Below are 20,363 nucleotides of genomic sequence, written 5' to 3'. Positions count from 1 at the left end.
ATTAACCCATCTGACAAATTTAAGATTTACTTCATAAATTAGTATGTAAGCTCTTTGGGCAAATTAAACTCAAACTATAAGATATTGACTCATAAACAGAGCCATTTTACGTCTATATCTCTATAGCCAAGTCGTTCTTTGCTTTAGATAGCTTTGCCGTTTTATTGAGCTACTGCTAACCTTCAAGGGTTGGTTAGTAAATTCCAGATTATTTTAATCAACAGTTATAGTTTCAGATAGTTTAGTATCCTCTTAAATAAGTGGATAACTATATATCGATATATCTTTTAAGCTTGGAGAATATATTGTTTCTACATAATTGTTCTGAATCTCAAAGAGAATAACCCTTACATTGCTTTTGTATACTAAATTACTCAAAATTTAGATAAAAGAGGCGAGTAATTTTACTTAATTGAACGACAAAATTTTAACTTCTTAAGCAACTAAGTACAATAATAGTATTCAGATATACTTATATAAGTGATAATGCGTAAAAAATGTTTCATCGGTTATGTTGCAAAAACTATGGTACTTTTGGTAGCATTTACATAATTCTCAAAACAAACATCACAAAAACTTTCAGTATTATTAATTATACAAGTATGTTTTTACACTAAAATGATGACAAAATTTGATAGCGATCGCAACCCAAAATCGCTCAATTAACGAAGATTCCTAGTCTCAAGCTTGAGAATTTGCTTAAATCTGTCATTGCAAGTTTTAATCATAAACCATAAGATAGTCTCTACCAGAGTGCCAACCGATCAACCTAAAGCCAAGAAAATACTTAGAATTATATGTTTTTAATTTTACTCTACACAGAGTTGTCAAGTATATTTTATGTATAATTATTGACACCATTAATCTAATCATTGGATGAATAGACTCAATTTGGAATTTGTATTTAGGGTGGACTAAAAAATTTTAGTAAGTCTATAAATATAAAATTGCTTGTTAAGGAGCTTGGTTTCTATTTTCTATAAGGATAAAAACTTCATCAAAGACAAAACAGTTGTGAAAATAGCTATCAGGGCTGGAACAAAGCTCTCAAGTTAACAACCTTTTTATTGAAGAGTCCGAACAATTAAAGAAAATTAACTTTAGAAGTGTTTTTTGCAAAACTCCTTGAACTTCTATTCAGCAATAATAAGAGTAAGGTTAAGCTAGGGAATATTTCCAGAATCTTGCTTGATTTGAGCTTGCATATATCTCTTACCTTATGTAAAGAAAAAGCCTCTACACTTCTGCTATTATCAAAATTGGGTATGTTATAAAGAATTATCTTTTAAAAAAGATAGCTTACTCAAGATTTTTTTAAGTATAATTACTTAAATGACAATTTGGTTGATTTAAGATAAATTTTTGCATGAACTAGCAACCAATATGTGAATTATTTCTAAGTTTCTCCACACTAAAATTTTGCTTTGCCAGCAAGCTCTGGTTATTTATGCAAAACCGCTTATAGTCAAAGTTTCTTAATAGATAGATTGCCCAATTACCCATTGAAGTCAAGATATGAAAAAATCCTTGAGCCAAAAATTAGCATAATAAAATATGGATGTGCGATGTAATGGCAAATTAATATGTATTTTTTTAAAGATTTTTAATACCAGAAGTAATAATGACAAACTTTTGCTATTAAATCAGAAGCATCCTAGTATCGGTATGAGCATAACATTTTTCAAATAATTATTGAGAAAGTGTGCCAGTAAGCATCAAAGTCCTCGAGGAGTAATCTCCCTAACTGTTTTCTTGTAAGAAGGGGCAAAATTGAAGTCTCTCTTCTTTTATAAAACAAGTGTGTTAAATATGTTCTGAGACTTTTTAAACATCTTCATAATAGATGTTGGTTGAATTTATTACTAATGGTTGTGTAAGGAGCTAATTTCATCATGGCTAATCCCACATTAGAAAATGCATACGTTATTGGTAAAAGTAATTTTGATAGTTGGAGTCAAGCTTTTCCTAATAACACAGCAGGTTACTTAAAAGTTTTACCTCATCCTACCCAAACAGTTGCTTTTAAAGACCCTTTTATAGATTGGCAAAAAGATAACCAGAATTATAAAAATGGTCAGTTTAGTGCCACGAATGCTCAAGGGACTTACTATTCAAGTTGGGGTCCATCTAAAGAACTGAAAGTTACTCTGAAGATGTCACAGCTGACCCAGACTCAAATTGATGGGTTGGGTATTGTCCAAGCAGGAAACGGGGTAATTGAATGGTTAAATAACGAAGCAACTCCCTATGATGTTTTGCGGGCTTATAACAGTCTAATTCCTGGACCCATGCTGATTACAGAGCCAGGAGACACCCTCAAGATTACACTTGAAAATGACTTAACCGATCCAACTAACTTACATACTCATGGGCTACATGTTTCACCTTTGGGAGATGGAGATAACGTTCTTGTTAGCGTCAAGCCTGGTGAATCTCGAGAAATAGACATACCAATCCCCGACAATCACTTTATAGGACTTGACTGGTATCATCCCCACCTGCATGGAGAAACAGCAGATCAAGTTGGTTCAGGATTGGGCGCTCTTTTAGCGATTAACCCTCCTTATAACCTACCGGATCTGGATAACTTTAATCCCACAACTAGTCCGTTTTATACATTTGCTATTAATACTTTTGGAATCCAGCAAGAACTTAGATCTCCGAATGCGAACGACCCCCTGAATCAAAGTTCCGATCCAACTATAAAAGTTCCTGCGGGTTCACCTCTGCAAGTGTTAGGCCAGCAAAATGGTCAAAATGTTTATCAACTCTCAGATGCACCTTTTGAAGGTTATAACGCCAAGCCTTTATTCTATGACCCTACAAAGCCTACAGGCGATCCGCAGAATTTTAAGTTTGAATATGGTGGTGGAGGTTTAGCAACACCAGTAGAAAACGTTATTCATACTGTCAATGGACAATACAACCCAACTCTAAACCTGACGACTGGCCAATGGGACTTGTTTTCATTCGCCAACATGAGTACCAATGCTTTCCATGTGATTCAACTGGTTTATGACGATGGTACCAAGCTGACTCCTCAAAACGTTACCCTAGTTGCTATTGATGGTGACGCTGCTGGTGTTGTTGATGGTGTGAGAAGGGAAGTAACTAATCTTCCAATCTTGAATCCTGGATCTCGTTTAGCTGTTCAACACTGGTTTGATAAACCAGGTACTTATTACTTTATTTCCAATCCAACAGCAGAGCTTGAAGGCGAGCAGGCCCCAGTTTTTACTCAAAATGGGGGATTCAACGATGGTCACTTAATTTGGGGACCGCAAGTTTTAGCAACCGTTCAAGTCACAGGAAATGCAGTTCCTCAAGGTGAATTTCCTAAACCTTATGACACCCTAGTTCAACAGAGTAAAAGGATTAACGATCTTGTAAACGCAGCACAGGCAGGTGTTGATAGAGAAAGGACGTTTACTTGGGATGCAAATCCAGGCGGTGCCATACTAGCAGGGAGAGTGCCATCAGACACGGATGTTTCAACTTTCCAGGGAACTTACACCATCAATGGGAGGTATTTTTCCTCTAGTGAACCTGCGAGTATACCTCCACTCGCTATGCCTATGTTGGGTACGACGGAGATATGGGATGTCATCAACAGATCTGGATTGCCAAATCCCAATTATCCGCCACAAGCTAATATTCCTTTGTCAGAATGGCATCCATTTCACATTCACCAAAACGATTTTGTTGTTTTATCAATCAATGGAATCGATGTTAAAGATATTGATCAAAACTACCTTGCTGGGGTGTTAAGTGATACAATAGCGCTTCCGCCTGCCTATGTTGAAGGCAGCGCCACAAAAGAAAACCCCTTCGGTAGAACCGCAGATCCCACAAAACCTGAAGAGTCAGCCAAACTTAAGGCATCAGATGTCAAAATTCTGATGCAGTTTGAGGACTTCCCTGGTAGCTATGTGAATCACTGTCACATTCTGTTCCATGAAGATGCAGGGATGATGATGATTCTCAGACCTATCCTGAATACAAAAGAAACTTGGTTAGGTTTGGATTCAGATGACACCAGTGGACAAATAGACTTATCTAGAGCTAACAATCCCGCTGCGGCAGGTATTAGCCTAACACCTTACGGTACAGCCTTTAATAAAGGCGTAGATGTCGCAGTTGCAGATGTTGGTTACAAAAGTAAGGAGAGCGACAATAAAAATGTAACGGATAACGTTACTGATGTTATCACCATACAACGTTCTTTGGATAAGCCTACTGATAAATTCAAAGTTAAAGTATTTGATGGTGAGACATTAATTCAAAAGCAAGAATCCAAATCTAATATCAACAGTTTAGATTCATCACTCCTGCTCACAGAAATCAATCCTTTCCAAAATATTGCTCCCTCAACTAATCAAATTGCCTCGGTAGCCTCTGGTGATATCGACGGTGACGGCTTCGCAGATATAGTTGTGGGTTTAGGGGGAGGAGTCGCACCCATAATTGAGATTTATAGTGGTAAAGATTACCAGCTAAAAGCTCGCCTTGCTCCATTTCACCACGAAAATTTCACAGGCAAAATTAACCTGGCAGTTGGCGATGTGAATGGCGACAACTATGACGACATCATTGTTGGTGAAGGTAGTGGTGGACGTGGATTGGTGGAATTATACGATGGGAGAAAGCTGAATGAAACAGCAACCTTATCAGAGACTGCCAAAGACACAGCACATCATACAGCAATGCTATCTAAGGAATTCCAACCTTATGGTACAAACTACACAGGAGAGGTAGATGTTACATCTGGTTATATTCTTCAAAGACCAGATGTACCAAATGATGCGACTACCCAAACTAATAATGCCAATATTACAACTCTTGCCAAGGGTCCTGTACCTCAAGGTCAAGAGCAGATTCAGGTGTTTACTTATGTAGGAGCAGATCAGGGTCATACTCATGACTCTTCTATGCCCACTGATCCAATGGCGGAGGAACTTCGTAAAGAAGTATCATTAACTCCTACGGGTAACACGCAAGAAATTTCTGGAACTTTTGCAGATCTACCTGGTTTACCTAAAGGTGAACCTGTTCTCTATAGCCGTAAGCAGAACGGTGATTATGAGATAATTCATTTGGGAGATAAAAATACACCCGAATCAACAGTAATTGCGGCAGGCACAAAAACTCCCACCCTGACGAAGAACGTTGATAATGACATCTTTACCATTAAAAGTAGTGGTGGTGGCAACCCTAAACTCAAAATTACACTTACAGGACGCAGTTCCAATGTGGTGAATGAATTAGGGTTATTTGTTGTTGACGATGCTAAAGGTACGATTGACGGTATTGCTCCAGGTGCAGCAGGTTATATCCAAGCAGCTTTAAAGCGATCGCAGATTATTTTCTCAGCTATTGCTAATAACCCCAATGGTTTCGATGCTAAGGATCTAAAAAGCTCACTCAAATTTAACTCTGGTGCTAACCTGAGATTTTTCTTAGTTAGAAATAGCACTCTAGAGACTGTATTGGCTGGAGGAGCCTCTACCACAGAAGTGGTATTTGCTGATTCTTCAACACAAAAAATTACAGATTTAGGCGCAGATGGCTTCTCTCTCGGTTGGAAGGTGAATAGTAGCAGTAAAGAGTTCAACGATCTGGTAGTGAATATCCAGTCTACAAATGACTCGTTACCTCTTGGTACAAATCTGCAAGGAAAACCAGAAGGAGAACAGCTTGATTTTCGTAATGTGACACAACTAATCAAAGCTGAGTTTGTGGTCAACAGAGAAGCAGCTTTCAATAACTTTATCAGCTTTTATCAAACGGCTGATGAGAATGGTGGTATTGATACCAACGGTGATGGTAAAGCAGATATTCTCCCAGGACAGGCTGGCTATACTCAAGCAGCCATTAGTAAGAGTATTTCGGATATTAGCCTCACAGTTAGTAACCAAGGTACGGCAAAATTTACAGGAAATTTCCAGCCTGGTTCCATCGTCGTGCCATTTATTATTGTCAATGGCAGACCAGATGCCATTTTAGATGGGAATGCCAGTAACGATCCTGCCGTTTACTTCCCCTTCTTAGGAGCTAACTCAGATAAGGTAGATCATGTTCGGATGTTAGGAAATAACATCTTTGGCTTTGAAGATCTGCCTAGTGGTGGTGATAAAGATTATAACGATGTCATTGTCAAAGTAAATTTGAGTCTGGCATAGTTCTAGTGGGTCATTTGGCACGCTTGTAGCTAAAAAATTCTCAGTGTGATTCAATCTTGAGTCTGCCATAACTGGGTGATAGCTATGCTTGTGTCATCTGACCCATTAAGCTAATACGTGTCTAAATAAGACATTTTTTCGTGAAAACTGTCATTTGTCATTGGTCATTAATCATTTGTGTTGACAAAGGGCAAAGCGCAAAGTCGAGCCAGTGCGGGGGTGGCGTGTCGCCTTGCGTCGGAAAGCATCTGGCGTCAGATCACCGGGTTCCGGCGATCTGAACTTTGTAACAGGGGACTAATGACAAAGAACGACCCTGACGAGTCAATCTACAGTTTAAATGCATCACAGCTGAATATATAGTGATGTCTTTGCGTATTGGTTCTTCTGGCAATACTTTACAAAAGTACAATCTTTAACTCAATACCAACGTTTAAAAAGGTTCTAGTCTAAAAGTTCAAGTATTAAGTTGGTTTTCCAGTTATCAGCGCATTTAGTGTGATGTGTGAGAGAAAGCAAATGTTTGAATTAAAAAAATTTTTGGCTAGTCCGATAGCAAAAGTGGTGGCGATCGCTACTTCATCAATAATTATTAGTGTAGGTCCCTCTCAAGCATCAATTAAAGATGGTTCAACTGCATCTCAAACATTTCCACTTCCAGAAATACCTATTCCTAACTCATCAAATCTAATAAAGCCTAAAATTCCGCTATTAAATCCGGTAAATACTCAAAATCTCGCAACTGCTGATTCTATTGCCCAATCTGATCCCACTGCTAAAAATACGCCATCGAATCTCAAACTAGCAGACAATACCCAACTAGAACCACTACCAAATGTCTTCTCATCAACCTACGAGTTAGACGATGCTCAAAGCAATGCTGACGATAACATGGCACAAGTCAACAGCGTTGCTCAGTTTTCGGACGTGCAACCAACAGACTGGGCATTTCAAGCTTTGCAATCTTTAGTTGAGCGCTATGGTTGTATTGCAGGTTATCCTAATGGTACATTTCGCGGTAACAGAGCTATTACCCGTTATGAATTTGCCGCAGGTATCAATGCTTGTCTAGAGAGGATCAACGAACTGATCGCTACAGCTACTTCTGACCTCGTTAAAAAAGAAGATCTCACATCTATACAGCGCTTACAAGAAGAGTTTTCGGCAGAACTAGCAGCCTTGCGTGGTCGTGTGGATACTTTAACTGCACGCACTACAGAGTTGGAGGCACATCAGTTCTCTCCTACTACCAAACTTCTTGGTAATGTCATAGTACAGACTAATACGTATTTTTCAGGTGATGAAAAGGCACAAGCGAACATTCAATATCTTACCTTCCTGGGGTTGTTGACTAGTTTTACTGGTCGGGATTTGTTATTAACTGGTATAGGCACTACAAACACAACTTTTGCTGAGACAGCATCCACTAATAATGGCAGAGAAGTTGGGGGAACTAGGGAGGGCGCAAGTAATGCCTCCGGTGCAGGCGATCTTGGCAGTAACTTCCGCATCATTAGTTTAGACTATCAATTTCCTCTCAGTGATAATTTAAACGTAAATTTGATCGCTGGGAACCGATTTCGTTTTAATCCGATTCAACTTTCCAAATATGCCCCATACTATATAAGTGGTGTAGGCCCTGTGGGGACATTTTCAGAAGTACCACCAATTTTTATGATCGGAGGCGGTACAGGAATTTCAATCAACTATAAAGTTTTAGATTCGACACTAATAAATTTGAGCTACTTAGCAACCTTCGGTGATAACTCAACTTTTGGAGGTTTGTTTAAGGGAGAATACTTAGCTGCTGCCCAAATTAACTACAATCCTAATCCTGGTTTGTTCTTGCAATTTGTATATCAACACGGTTACTTTTACCCTGGTAACTTTGGGTTTAATAATGGTCAAGGTTTTAGAGGGAATGGCTTTGTCGGTACAGCTTTAGCAAACCGCTTTGATGATGCTGGTGTGTTGTTTGATCGCGCATCTGCTGTTACTACTAATGCTTATTCACTTGGTGGTTACTTCGCTCTTAGCCCTAAATTTGCTCTTGGCGGTTGGGCTAACCTGATCAAAGCCAGACTTCTAGGAGTAGGAGATGCCGATATTTGGACTTACTCGATTCAAGCTGCTTTTCCCGATCTGTTTAAAAAAGGTAATCATGGGGGATTAATTGTCGGTATGGAACCTACCCTCACGGGTGTGAGAAGCAATATCCCCTATGCCCCATTTAAAAATGATCTGTCGTTGCATATCGAAGCTTACTATGCACATCGGCTTTCAGACAAGATTTCGATTACACCCTCTCTCACCTGGATAACAGCACCAAACCAGGATGCAGATAACAAAGATATTGTAATTGGTGGATTGAGAACGACCTTTAGCTTTTAGCGATCGCTCTCAATCTCATAACTACTTCCACTCACCTTGGAGAGTGAAAGCCGCCCAGAAGTATGGTGCACTATAGTTGGAATCGCGCCACATCTGGGTTTGTGCAGCTCGTAGTGCCGCAGCAGGTTTTAAGCCATCTTGCAACATGAAGCTATAAAACTTCTTCATTAGTTCCGAGGTGGCTTGGTCATCCACACTCCACAAACTCACCAAGACTCTGGGACTTCCTGCATACATAAACCCTCTTGTCAAGCCGATTAATCCTTCGCCTTTAACCTCTTCACCCAAACCAGTCTCACAGGCACTGAGCACTACTAGTTCGGCTGGAAGTTTGAGATTAAAAATATCATGTAAACGCAAAAAGCCATTTTGTGGTTTGCCAGTTTCATCAAATAGCGACAGCACCACACCCGATAATTCTGGATGTTGACTATTGAGAATGCCATGAGTAGCAAAATGAACCATTCGATACTGGCTCAACTCCGCATTCGTAGCCACATCACGATTGGCAACAAAGTCAAAGGCTTGCTTACGTTCTTTTGCTGGCACTAGAGAAAGAATTGTTTCGGCTTCTTGGCGGGTGAATGGTAGACGTTCAAAGTTGATGTTTGCTTCTCTAGCAGACCTATCTAGTTGTTGCAAATCCAAGTTCTGACTGCTGTTGCTAATATTTTGCGGATTCGTTGTGCGACCCTTGACGCGCTCATCATTGAGGGAAAAGATGGGGTCGGCAATTACAGCTAGTGCTTTCGGTGCTGTTTTACGCCCAGCGATTTCTTGTCTAAGTACAGCGACTGTTGAGGCTGATGGTAGAGTAATGATTTCGTGGTTAATTGCTAATGGCTCATAATTGCTGTCTTTTTGATTTGGTGTATTCAAAGCAGCAAAAGGAATATATTGCAAAACCCCATCAGCCACAACAACTAAGCGTTTCTGTCCCAATTGCTGGGCGACTGGTGCGAGTACCAACTGTGATAAAGCATTGGCGGCTTGGCCTGGTTTCGTCTTTTGAATTGGTGAGACTAGGACTTTACGGAACTGTTGAACAGCGGCTTCAATTTCTGTGCGTTTGGGCAGTTCGTAGCTGCTGATGTTGTTTTTACTCACAGCCCAGAGGTAGCTGCGTTCTTCCCCGAGAGAATACTCTAACAGCAAGGTGTTGTCATCGAGTACTGAGGACTGAATTTGTTTGAGCGAAAGAGGTTGGGGCTGCGTTAGTGCTGCATAACGGGGGCTGGTGGCTCTAATTTTTGCTTGCAGTTGCCGATACTGCTCTAAAAGAGTTTCGGTCTCCTGTTCTAGTTTTTGTACTTGGGTTTGGGTATCGTTTCCACTTAATAATTTGAGTCGGCGTTTTTCTAAGGCATCGAGTTGTTGCTGCAAGCTGCGTTCTGCTGCCAGGAGTTTGGGATCTACACCTTGACGAATATCCGCATTAGCTTCGGTGAGCAGATCCAAAAGACTGCGGGCGCGGGCGCGTTCGCTGGCTTGTAGTGCTAGAGCATCGTAACCTTTGGATGGTTGCTGTTTATGCAACCGCATTAATAAGTCGATATAGAACTGGTAGTATTTTTGGACTGAGGCAAAGTAGGAAGTCCGCAGATCTTGGCTGGTAACTCTCGTGCGGATATCCTCAACGATTTTAATTGTTGATTCGATTTGATTACGAGCCGCCTCAAGATTATTGCGATCGCGTTCACTTACTGCCATGTTATACAGTGTTTCTGCTTCTCCTGTGCGATCGCCCAACTGCCGCAACAGCTTTAGTTCTTGATTATAATTCGTGATTGCTTGCTGGGGCTGCTTTAATGAATTGTAGACTTTGCCTATATTACGTAGAGTGTTGGCTTCTCCACTAGGAATGCTTAATGCACGAAATTTGGAGGCAGCTTGCGTAGAGAAATCGAGAGATTTTTGATAATCGCCTGCTGCTAGATATACCCTACCTAAAAGTCCCAGAGCAGAGGCTTCAGCCAAACCGCTTTGCTGTTTTCTCGCCAATGTTAACGCCTGGTTGGTAGTATCTAAGGCTTTGGGATAATCCTTTAATGACTCATAAACTCTGATAACGCCTGTAAGCGTAGTGAATTCTTGGAATAATCCGCCTTGTTCGCGCCACAATTTTATTGCCTGATTGTAATAGTCCAATGCTTTTTGCGGATCTTCTGCACTGCGGTAAACACCACCAATACTATCAAGGGTTTGGGCAACTCTGCTGCGATCGCCTACAGCCTGGAATTTATCTAACGCTTGGTTATAAGTGTCGATACTTAGCTGATAATTGCCCAATGCTTGATAAAGTTTAGCAATATAGGTGAGTGTAGTTGCTTCCCCAGGCAGATCGCTGATCTGACGCTGGAGAGTTAGGGCTTGGTTATAAAAGTCGAGGGCTTTTTGATAATCGCCAAATGATGAGTAAATGTCGGCAATATTGTTGAGTGTGAAGGCTTCTCTGGTGCGATCCTTTTGAGCACGCTGGAGTGCAAGTGCTTGATTTAATGCTTCGAGGGCTTTTTGCTGTTGTCCCAATTGGTCGTAGACAAAGCTGATCTGCGCTAAGGCTTCGGCTTCTGCATAGGGGTCTCCGGACTTTTGTAAAAGCGATCGCGCTTGGTTAAAATAGCCTAAAGCCTTTTGATAATCGCTCGCAGTTACATAGGTTACACCTATACCCATATAAGTTACTGCCTGTCTGCTAGGGTCAATTTGTGGTAACTGTTTTTGCAATTCCAGTACTTGGGTTAAGGCTTCCCTCGCTTTCTGGCTCTCACCTAATGAGCTATAGAGGGTAGCTACTATCGTCAGCGTATCAGTTTGCCCAGCTATATCTTTGTTTGTACGCTGAATCTCTAGTGCTTGATTTAAAGCTGCTACAGCCTTTTGTGCTTCGCCAAATTGGGCATAGACTTTGCCAATGGTCTGGAGGGTATCTACTTGTCCACCAAGATCGCCAATGACACGTTGAATCTCCAAAGCTTGATTGTAGTAGTCAAGTGCCTTCTTAGTTTCACCCGAACTGAAATAAACTCTACCAATGCTAACTAAAGTAATAGCTGCAAAATTAGATTTTTTCTCAGCTTGAAATATTGATAATGCCTGATTGTAAGATTCTATAGCTTTGGGCTTGTCTCCTAAGTTGGAGTATGCTCCTGCGATCGATTGCAGCATTAGAGCTTCCCCAAAACGGTCTTTGAATTCGCGTTTAATGACTAATGCCTGATTGTAATATTCCAGAGCTTTTGCGTTATCCCTTTGGAGATAATAAACAGTGCCAATACCTAACAGCGTTCCAGCTTCATTAACGCGATCGCCTATTTCGCGCCAAATTTTTAGTGCTTGTGAGTATTTAGCAAGAGCCTGCTGTCGAGATGCGGATGTTCCCTGCTGCAAGAGTTGGTCTGCTTGTTGTAAAAGTTGCTTTCCCTGTGCGTATACTTTTTGTTGAGCAGGGCTGAGATTTTGCGGAGCATTCGTTGTTTTTTGGGTGATTTCTACATTGATTGCCCTAGCTGTCATCCCAAAAGATGACAACAAAATCATACTGACAAAGAGAACAAAAGTACGATGGCTAAAAACTGATAGCACTTGCCTTGAGATTAAACCGCCCACCCTTCTGTGAGTTATGACTGTATTTTTGACTGAAAAATTGCGTTTACTATACATCTTGCAAAAATCCTAAGTTGTTTATTCGGAAGCACAGATACAATATTTATCAGTGTTTATCGTTATTTATCTGTACTTTTTTAAAAAATTGACTTTTGCAAGCAGCTAATCGTACATCTCATACAACAATTTTAGAACACCTCATTGCCACTCACCTTAGAAAGTGAAAGTTGCGGATGCGTTCGCTAGCTGGTCATCGTATCCTTTGGATCGTTGCTGTTTGTGCAACTGCATTAATAGGTCGATGTAGAACTGGGAATATTTTTGAACTGAGGCAAAGTAGGAAGCCCACAGATCTTGGCTGGTAACTTTAGTGCGGATATTTTCAAAAATTGCAATTGCCACTTCTATTTAAGTATGGGCAAATTTAAGGTTATTGCGATCGCTTATTTCTTACCGCAGCGCTATTTCTTTTTTAAAGGCATCAATTGCTGGTTGATATTAAGAATCCAATTTTATTTCTGAAATTACTTGCGTAGCGAGGAAACAGGGAATTAGGAAGAGAAAAGAAGGCTCTTTGAGATGTAGTGAGTTTTTCAAAAATCAAATATAAGTCTTATACTGTTTTAAATACTTACTAAGTATTACATTACAGACTGACGCAGTGTATCAAGTATGGCAATCACTTGTGGGGGAACGGCTGTAAAACGAATCAGAAAATGATGTTCCTCCGCAGTAGATTTTTTCAGCACCTTGGCATAGATATCGCCATCACCAGGAGCCACTTCTGGTGCATTTAACAATTTCATTTTGAGATTACTTAAGGGTTCTAGTGAATGCTCTGAGCGCAATTGCCCTCCATTTTCTGACAAGCAGACAAGCTGACCCTTAAATATGGTTCCCACTGCATGTTTACCTTCTAAAATCGTATATTCTAGAGGGATTTCCTGATTCAGCTTCACCATATTCTCTTCAGATTTTGGCAAGTAAAGATTATACTTACCGCCAATGCCCCCAATGTCGTAGATGGTAATGGGAGCTTTAATTCCTTTAGGTTCTACCCTTAATTGCCCATCAATTTTGAGGTCAATGTTCGCGTCTTTTATGGTTTCCTCAGAAATCAAAATCTGTCCACCTACTGTATAAGATTCAATCCGGGCGGTTAGATTCACATGGCTACCTACTACTGAATATTTAGCACGTTTTTGAGAGCCTACATTGCCAGCTACAACCTCACCTGTATGAATGCCAATTCCCATTTCTAGAAGCGGTAAATTCATATGCTGATTCTGCTCATTTACAGGCTTCATCGCCAATTGCATGGCAATAGCGCAGGCGATCGCCCTTTGTGAATCATCTTCGCGGCTTACAGGCGCACCAAACATCACGAAGATGCCATCGCCAATAAATTCATTGATCGTACCGTTGTACTCGTTAATTACATCTGCCATAGCTCCCAAATAAACATTGAGGATTGCTACGACTTGTTCTGGTGGTAGTCGTTCTGATACGGCGGAAAATCCTCTTAAATCAGACATGAGGACTGTGACTTTTTTTCGTTCTCCGCCCAGATGTAGCCCAGATGGAGTCTCTAGTAAACTGGCGACAACTTCATCTGTGACGTAGCGACCAAAGGTACGTCGCATTTCAGCAGCACTACGAGCGATATACTGAGTAACTGCGATCGCAGACCCAGTTAAAGCTAACAGCGGTGGTACCACAGGAATCCACCAAGCAAAAACAAATGCCAAGAAACTCCCACCTACCAAACAACTAGTTGCTAATACAATACCGCTAGTAGTATTTGTGAGTAAGGCCAATTTCTTGTTCTCAGCACTACTATGTCGATTTTGCCAACACAAAGTAGCACCTACTATTGACCAAACTAAAATCCATAACCACTCTAGTGGTTCAGGCAAAGTCTTGATCTCTGGACGACCCTGTAAAGCAGAACTCAAAATTTGACTAATCAAATTAGCATGAATTGCTACACCCGCCATGCGTTCGGGAGCATTGAACAAATTACTGCTATAGGGTGTCCAGAAGAGATCCTTCAAGCTCTCAGCTGTAGAACCAATTAAAACAATCTTGTCTCGCATCAAGCCTGTGGGAATGCGGTTCTCCAAAACATCATTTATAGAAACTTTTCGGAACCGATTAATTGTGCCTCGGTAGTTCAAAAGTACTTGATAGCTACCTGCATCTGCTCCAACGTAACCTCCATCATTAGCTTCAAAAATAGGGAAAATACCCTTACCTAGCTGCAAGAAGTTTGGATTTTTTGCTGCGGGTTTTTCAGTAATCCCCTCAGCTTTCAAGTACAGCAATGCCAGTTTCAGCCCAAAGCTTTCCAGAGTGTTGCCATCGTCTAAACCTACATACAGCAAACCTCGACGGATTTTACCATCTCCGTCTAAAGGTAAGTCATTTGCTCCCACTTGTTGGCGCTGCTTAAGTTCTGGAGGCGAATTAACTTGAAAACTATCAGATTTATGAGATACTTTTTGGACTCCAATTAAGTTAGGTGTAGTCTCAAATACTTTTACTAAGTTTTGATGACCAGGATTTACAGGTAAGTCTCGATAAATGTCGAAGCCGATTGCCCTAGGTTGTTGCTGCTTTAAATTATCCAAGACTTTGGCAAGTACACCATCGCTTATAGGCCACTGCTTCAACTTGCTGATATCTGGCTCATTAATCTCAACTATGACAATGCGCTCATCAACAGGCTCTTGTGGACGCAAAAGAAAAAACTGATCTAGCGTTGTCAACTCTAATAATTGCAGTAATCCTGTAACCCGCAGCGCAATCACAACAGCTGTCACATTGGGCACTGCCAACAAAACTCCCCGCCATTGCCAGATTAGCTGTTTTAGCTTTGCACGCATACTATTAATTCCAGAGTTCCAAGTGCTTAGCTCTAATTAAGAGTAAATCCCTTACTAGGGTTCCCTTCAAATTAATTTAAGCAAAATAAGGCTTTCAATCCGATTTTTTAATTGTTATAAGCTAGTCTTCAATTTATTTAATTTAGCTAACACTACTGATAAAACTTGTGAACACTATTTTGCATCAAAAAAAAGGTAGAGTCAGCAATTGTTATCTTTTCGTTCTTCTTTCTTTGCAAAGCTTATTACATCTCTCTAGTAGTAATACCCCTAAATCTCTGCATGAGGTCGTTTCATCGACATTCATACTAATTTAAAGTTGAGATTATTGCCAGACTTGTGCCAGTCGCCTAGGTTAGGTTAACCCTTCCATAGCACTGGCTCAATAGGATGCTAATTTCCTGAAGTTGCTATGTCTAGCAATACGAGTGGGCTACACCATACCTCGAACGCGTCTACGCAAAAAGCGCTGGCACCACACCTTACAAGAAGCGGCAACAGCGTCTACAAAATTTATCAATTAGCACGGCGTTAGTGATTATCGCTTGTTTGTGCAAGAGTCAAGTATTGGATCTGAAGCGAACTCACTCAAGCCTACTGATTGAAAAAATTTTCTCCAATCAAATATGAGCTTCAAATTATTTGGTTCAGCACAACGTAATTCAACCAAACTGGTCAGTGCTTCATGCCAAATTCCAGCGTCTGCATAAAGAGTTGGACGCTTGCGCAAATCTGCTTGTTGTAGTGCTTTTGATAGCGTTGGTTCTGGTTGTGTGCGTTCCACCCATCCTTCTAAATTAGGATTTCTACTGGGATTTTGTTCATCACAAACTAATGTCATGTACCAATGGTAGCGCTTACCTACTTGTAAAGGAGAGGCACTCGCTGGAAGGGTAAACTTCATAATTCCTGATTTAGTTGGCAGGGTCAAAGTTGTTTCATAAACTGTGTCATCATCCTTATTTGTGTCATCCAAGATTACAAACTGGGCTGTTTTGACAGTAGATTGAGGTACATGCCAGAAAAAGGTTGGACGTTCTGAAAAGGTCAGCCCTATATTCTCTTTTGGTACTAAAGGAGTTAATAACTGATTTTTTTGGACGCAAGAGGAGGAGCCACGGGTAGCACCACCAGCACTTGCAGGTGGCAATCCCCTCTGTGGAGGTGTAAATTGACGAGTAGCACCACCAGCGCTTTCTGGCGGTAATCCCCGCTTTGGTGGCTTAAATACCTGAGAGATTAGCCAAGGTTGTTTTAGCTGCTGACTGAGCGATGCAGGGTCAACCTGGGCTTGTGCTCGTGTTGGTAGACCAGGAATAGTAGCGAGTTCCAACAACATTGGTATGGAAAAGGCTACTAAACATAGAGACTGCTTGATCCATTTCATGCCTAAATCCCCTCTCAACTAGTTATATAACCATAAAAATGCCTTAATTGTTAATAAACCAAAATTTTGGCAACTATCAACTGAGGCAATCAATAGACTCTAGAAGTACTGAATTATTGGGAAGCTAAAATATAGTATTACCCGGAGAAAGGTATTACACTCTGATAACAGTCGAAAAGATACTCGTATTGTTCCCGACAAGTAGTACCGCTGCACGGAATTTAAAATTTACTCATTCAAAATTCAAAAACTATTTATTTTAGGGTTTTGAGATGGTAGTTGAGGTAATTTGTGACTATAGCTCCATACTAGATTCATAAATATTGCCATCAGTCACAAAAATATCATCAGCTACTAAGTAAATGGGTAGAAATGAGGCAAAGAATAATTACTGCACTTTTGCATAATTAACCTGAGTTCGGGTTAAGCCAGAAGCTAAAAAGCTTATTGTGTATAGATTGAGAAAAATTCTAAGTCGTAAAAGAAGTGATTAAAGTGGAATCGTTGCGTCAATAAGGTTTACAAATGAGATTAATATCAACAACATGCCTTATTGAGAATATATGAAAACCAAGCTTCAGACCGGACAACGCAAAATCAAAGGGTTTGAGGATTTCTTATCCCGAGCTCAGGTTAATTAGCTAATGTATCTTTAAGTTGTATAAGTTATGGAGAGCATCTTGCCCTCCCCAAAAACAATACAGTTTGTAATGACCCAATTCCTAATTGCTGTTTTCAAGAAGCTTTTTACTTAAAGCTAATACTGCATTTTGTCCACCAAAGCCAAAACTGAAACAAAGCGTGGATTGAACTTGATGTTGCTGCGCCACTCTGACTAAATTCAAATCAAACTCTGGCTGCTGTAATCCCACACATGGTGGCAAAATCTGATGTTGTAATGCTAGTAGAGAAAAAGCTACGCCTAAAGCTCCTGATGCACCTAGAGTATGACCTGTAGCCCCTTTAGTCGAACTCACTGCTACTTTTTGGGGAAACAAACGCTGAATCACCATGCTCTCTATACGGTCGTTTAGTTGAGTTGCTGTACCATGAGCATGAATATAATCAATATCGGCTGGTGTCAGGTAACTACGCTCTAGGCATTGCTTAACAGATGCGATCGCACTTCTACCCTCTGGATCGGGAGCATTTTGATGATATGCATCGTTAAGTAAGCCAAAACCGAGAACTTCACCATAAATCTTGGCTTGTCGCTGCTTTGCCAAGTCTGCTGATTCTAGGACAAACACAGCTGCACCTTCACCCAAAACTAAGCCTTCACGGCGCATATCAAAGGGATAAGCTCCAGTTTTTGCTAAAGCGCCCATCTGCTTAAACCCTGCCAAAGTCAGGGGTGTAATTGGGGCTTCAACTGCTCCGGCGATCGCCCGTTGATATTGTCCAGTTTGCACAAGACTAGTAGCTTGCGCGATCGCCCAAATTCCAGTAGCACAGGCAGCCATTGGTGCTAATACGCTCCCAGATGCACCGATTTGTCTGGCGGCGGCGATCGCATTCATATGAGGCAAAGTATCTAACCAATTCTCCATCTCCCTGATTTGTAAGGAGGATTGAAGAAGATCGCTGCCGTAAATTTGCCGCGCCAGCATTTCCCACGACGCCTGATGACCGCGACTCGAACCGATGACCACAGCACAGTCAGGTAAAGGCGGCGATAATCCAGCATCTTTTAAAGCATCAGCCACAACCCACTGAGTCAGCATTTCCAATGAGGCTGGTTGTTGCCCAATTAACCCTAAAGGAAATACTTCCAGTTCTGGAAACGTTTGCTGAAATTTAATTCCAGATTTACCTGCTATCAGTTTTTGCCAGCTAGTTTCTAAGCTTTCTCCTAATGCAGAAACTAGACCAATACCAGTAACAACTACCTTAACCAATTTGGGCTTTTGAATTTGGCATTTTAAATTGGTAATGGGTAATAGAAAAAACTATTACCCATTACTCAATCTCTAACTATTGACCAGGGGTTTTTAAGTTTTCTGCGCCTTTGGTGACTTTAGCAGAATCAATGCGATCGCCTTGCTGAATTTTATTCACAACATCAAAGCCTTCGGTGACATTGCCAAATACAGCATAGTTCCCATCTAAAAAGCCCAGATCTGCTAGAGCAAAGTAAAACTGAGAAGATGCAGAGTCTGGTTGTTGCGATCGCGCCATTGCTACTGCACCGAGTTTATGGGTCAAAACAGGTGGCTGAGTAATAGTTTTGCCATAAATCGGTTGATCTGACCCTTTGGGTTTGATTTCTAAGGGTACATAGCGCTCGTTCTTGGTTTTGGGATCAATAAAGCCACCTGTTCCCAGTCTATTTACTGGAACTTTAGGATCTTTACTTTGGGGATCGCCCCCTTGAACTACAAACGGCTGGGGATCGCGCACTACTCGATGAAACACTGTTCCATCGTATACACCCCGTTGTACTAAATCTACGAAGTTGCCAGCTGTAATTGGGGCATTAGTGCCGTCTACCTCGATAGTAATCGGCGAGCCTTTCACCGTTATCACCACAGTAGCTTTACCTTCGAGCCGTGGTAAATCTTTCATTCCAGGAATACTCTCACTAGTGGTTTCTGATACGGACGTTGCTTCAGCGCTTGTCCTGCTGCTTGTCTCGGTTGCTGTTGAAGTAGCTGTTGAGGTAGGAGCAGAAGCTTTAGAGGCATCTTGCTGTGTTGAACATCCTCCCAACGCCAACGCACCAACAATCACAAGCGCAACCAAAAATTGTGGAAATTTTAACCGCATGACCAATTACTGATTCAACCAGAGTATCTTACCGTTTTCGATGATTTTAGATTTTGGATTTACGTCTTATCCAAAAATGCCAACTTCAAAATTCTTTACAGTCCTTCTAGAGGTACTCCCAAAAAGCGAGCTAACTCTGCACCTTGAATTTCTAACTCTGTTAAGGATAAAGGTTGACCTACCCTGGTTAGAGGGAGGTCTCGCCGTCCTTTAACTCGTAGGTAGAGTGCGCGACGAGGATTTAGGCCTTCTTTGATGGCTATTTGTACAGATTGCACATCTTGGATGCGATTTTCTACCTCTATTTGACGGTTTTTACCAGGAAATCCTTTGCGAAAAAGTTTGATTGTGCCAGTTTCTTGATTAAACTCATTATATCCGCCGCCTACATCCCATAAAATCACTAACCACAGGTATAAGGCTAAAAGTAAGCCAGCCAATCCATACAACCCCATAACTAACCCTTGGGGTACGAAAACCAGTTGTGTTGGATCGGTAACTATGAGTAAATTAACTTTTAGATAACTGGAGATTGCAGCTAAGACAAAGCCTGTAGCTCCTAAGGTAACGACAGCTGCCCACCAGTAGTTGCTGAACCGACGAGAACCTAGAACCTTTTGATGTAGGATGCGTGCCGTGGAGCTATCGCCGTTAGGTGAATCGCCTTTGTTAATTGTTGATGCCGTCATTGAACTACCTTGGCCTGTGAGATATACCCTTTAAAAGTCTGCCATTTGAGCAGTATGTCTTGCAAGTTTAGGAACTATTAGTTTTGAGATTTATGAGAAAAGTTGTGTCAGATTGTAAAATTTCTGATATTCATAATATTTAATAGCTTCGTGTTAAATCACCTGATTCACTTGCGTGGATCGGTCAAAAACCCGAATGGATGTGATAAGTTAAGAATCATTAAGTTACCACAGACTAGACTACTAGCCAATGGTACGGGTAATGGCATAACCCTGAGAAATGCTGACTGACTAGGCAGTAATTTCTCAGAATATCGGTAGTTTCAAGGCTACTGAAAATTGTCAAAAAAAAACGTTAATTCCTCAGTAACGCTGAAATTTTAGTAAAAAAGAGGATTTTATTTCAATGACCATCGCAGTTGGACGCGCCCCCAGTAGAGGGTGGTTTGACGTTCTAGAC

The 20,363-nt window shown here is 40.9% G+C and carries 9 protein-coding genes; 2 read left to right on the top strand and 7 right to left on the bottom strand.

The features are described from left to right. Positions 1 to 1,892: 1,892 nt before the first annotated feature. Together BV375_RS37795 and BV375_RS26890 are read left to right on the top strand one after the other, a co-directional pair. Positions 1,893 to 6,179: a DUF4114 domain-containing protein gene (locus BV375_RS37795; protein WP_086766171.1), complete on the top strand. Its 4,287-nt coding sequence runs from the start codon at positions 1,893 to 1,895 to the stop codon at positions 6,177 to 6,179. 519 nt (positions 6,180 to 6,698) lie between these two features. Continuing rightward, complete coding sequence (locus BV375_RS26890) at positions 6,699 to 8,570, top strand: iron uptake porin (RefSeq protein WP_086766169.1); 1,872 nt, start codon at positions 6,699 to 6,701, stop codon at positions 8,568 to 8,570. A 21-nt stretch (positions 8,571 to 8,591) separates the two neighbouring features. Here BV375_RS26890 and BV375_RS26885 read toward each other — a convergent pair whose 3' ends face one another. The 7 genes from BV375_RS26885 to BV375_RS26855 all read right to left on the bottom strand — a co-directional run bounded on the left by BV375_RS26885 (position 8,592) and on the right by BV375_RS26855 (position 19,903). After that, positions 8,592 to 12,155, bottom strand: a complete 3,564-nt coding sequence (locus BV375_RS26885) for a CHAT domain-containing protein (protein WP_243714065.1) — start codon at positions 12,153 to 12,155, stop codon at positions 8,592 to 8,594. Positions 12,156 to 12,389: 234 nt separating this feature from the next. Further along, positions 12,390 to 12,578 (bottom strand): hypothetical protein, encoded by a 189-nt coding sequence (locus tag BV375_RS26880; RefSeq protein ID WP_086766165.1) that lies wholly within the window; start codon positions 12,576 to 12,578, stop codon positions 12,390 to 12,392. Between the two features lie 239 nt (positions 12,579 to 12,817). After that, complete coding sequence (locus tag BV375_RS26875) at positions 12,818 to 15,061, bottom strand: adenylate/guanylate cyclase domain-containing protein (RefSeq protein ID WP_086766163.1); 2,244 nt, start codon at positions 15,059 to 15,061, stop codon at positions 12,818 to 12,820. 538 nt (positions 15,062 to 15,599) lie between these two features. Beyond that, positions 15,600 to 16,448, bottom strand: coding sequence for a DUF928 domain-containing protein (locus tag BV375_RS26870; RefSeq protein WP_086766161.1), 849 nt, complete (start codon positions 16,446 to 16,448; stop codon positions 15,600 to 15,602). 722 nt (positions 16,449 to 17,170) lie between these two features. Further along, positions 17,171 to 18,346 (bottom strand): beta-ketoacyl-ACP synthase, encoded by a 1,176-nt coding sequence (locus BV375_RS26865; protein ID WP_086766160.1) that lies wholly within the window; start codon positions 18,344 to 18,346, stop codon positions 17,171 to 17,173. 76 nt (positions 18,347 to 18,422) lie between these two features. After that, complete coding sequence (locus BV375_RS26860) at positions 18,423 to 19,214, bottom strand: peptidylprolyl isomerase (protein ID WP_086766157.1); 792 nt, start codon at positions 19,212 to 19,214, stop codon at positions 18,423 to 18,425. A gap of 95 nt (positions 19,215 to 19,309) precedes the next feature. Further along, positions 19,310 to 19,903, bottom strand: a complete 594-nt coding sequence (locus BV375_RS26855; protein ID WP_086766155.1) for a photosystem I assembly protein Ycf4 — start codon at positions 19,901 to 19,903, stop codon at positions 19,310 to 19,312. Between the last annotated feature and the right edge of the window lie 460 nt (positions 19,904 to 20,363).

It is taken from the genome of Nostoc sp. 106C, assembly GCF_002154725.1.
GTDB lineage: Bacteria > Cyanobacteriota > Cyanobacteriia > Cyanobacteriales > Nostocaceae > Aulosira.
Note: the sequence above shows the minus strand (reverse complement) of the source record. Positions and strands in the feature narration are given on the sequence as shown.

Excerpts from the sequence above, each read along its gene's own strand:
- BV375_RS26875 (WP_086766163.1), bottom strand. The coding sequence starts at position 15,061 with ATGCGTGCAAAGCTAAAACAGCTAATCTGGCAATGGCGGGGAGTTTTG.
- BV375_RS37795 (WP_086766171.1), top strand. The coding sequence starts at position 1,893 with ATGGCTAATCCCACATTAGAAAATGCATACGTTATTGGTAAAAGTAAT.
- BV375_RS26890 (WP_086766169.1), top strand. The coding sequence starts at position 6,699 with ATGTTTGAATTAAAAAAATTTTTGGCTAGTCCGATAGCAAAAGTGGTG.
- BV375_RS26855 (WP_086766155.1), bottom strand. The coding sequence starts at position 19,903 with ATGACGGCATCAACAATTAACAAAGGCGATTCACCTAACGGCGATAGC.
- BV375_RS26860 (WP_086766157.1), bottom strand. The coding sequence starts at position 19,214 with ATGCGGTTAAAATTTCCACAATTTTTGGTTGCGCTTGTGATTGTTGGT.
- BV375_RS26870 (WP_086766161.1), bottom strand. The coding sequence starts at position 16,448 with ATGAAATGGATCAAGCAGTCTCTATGTTTAGTAGCCTTTTCCATACCA.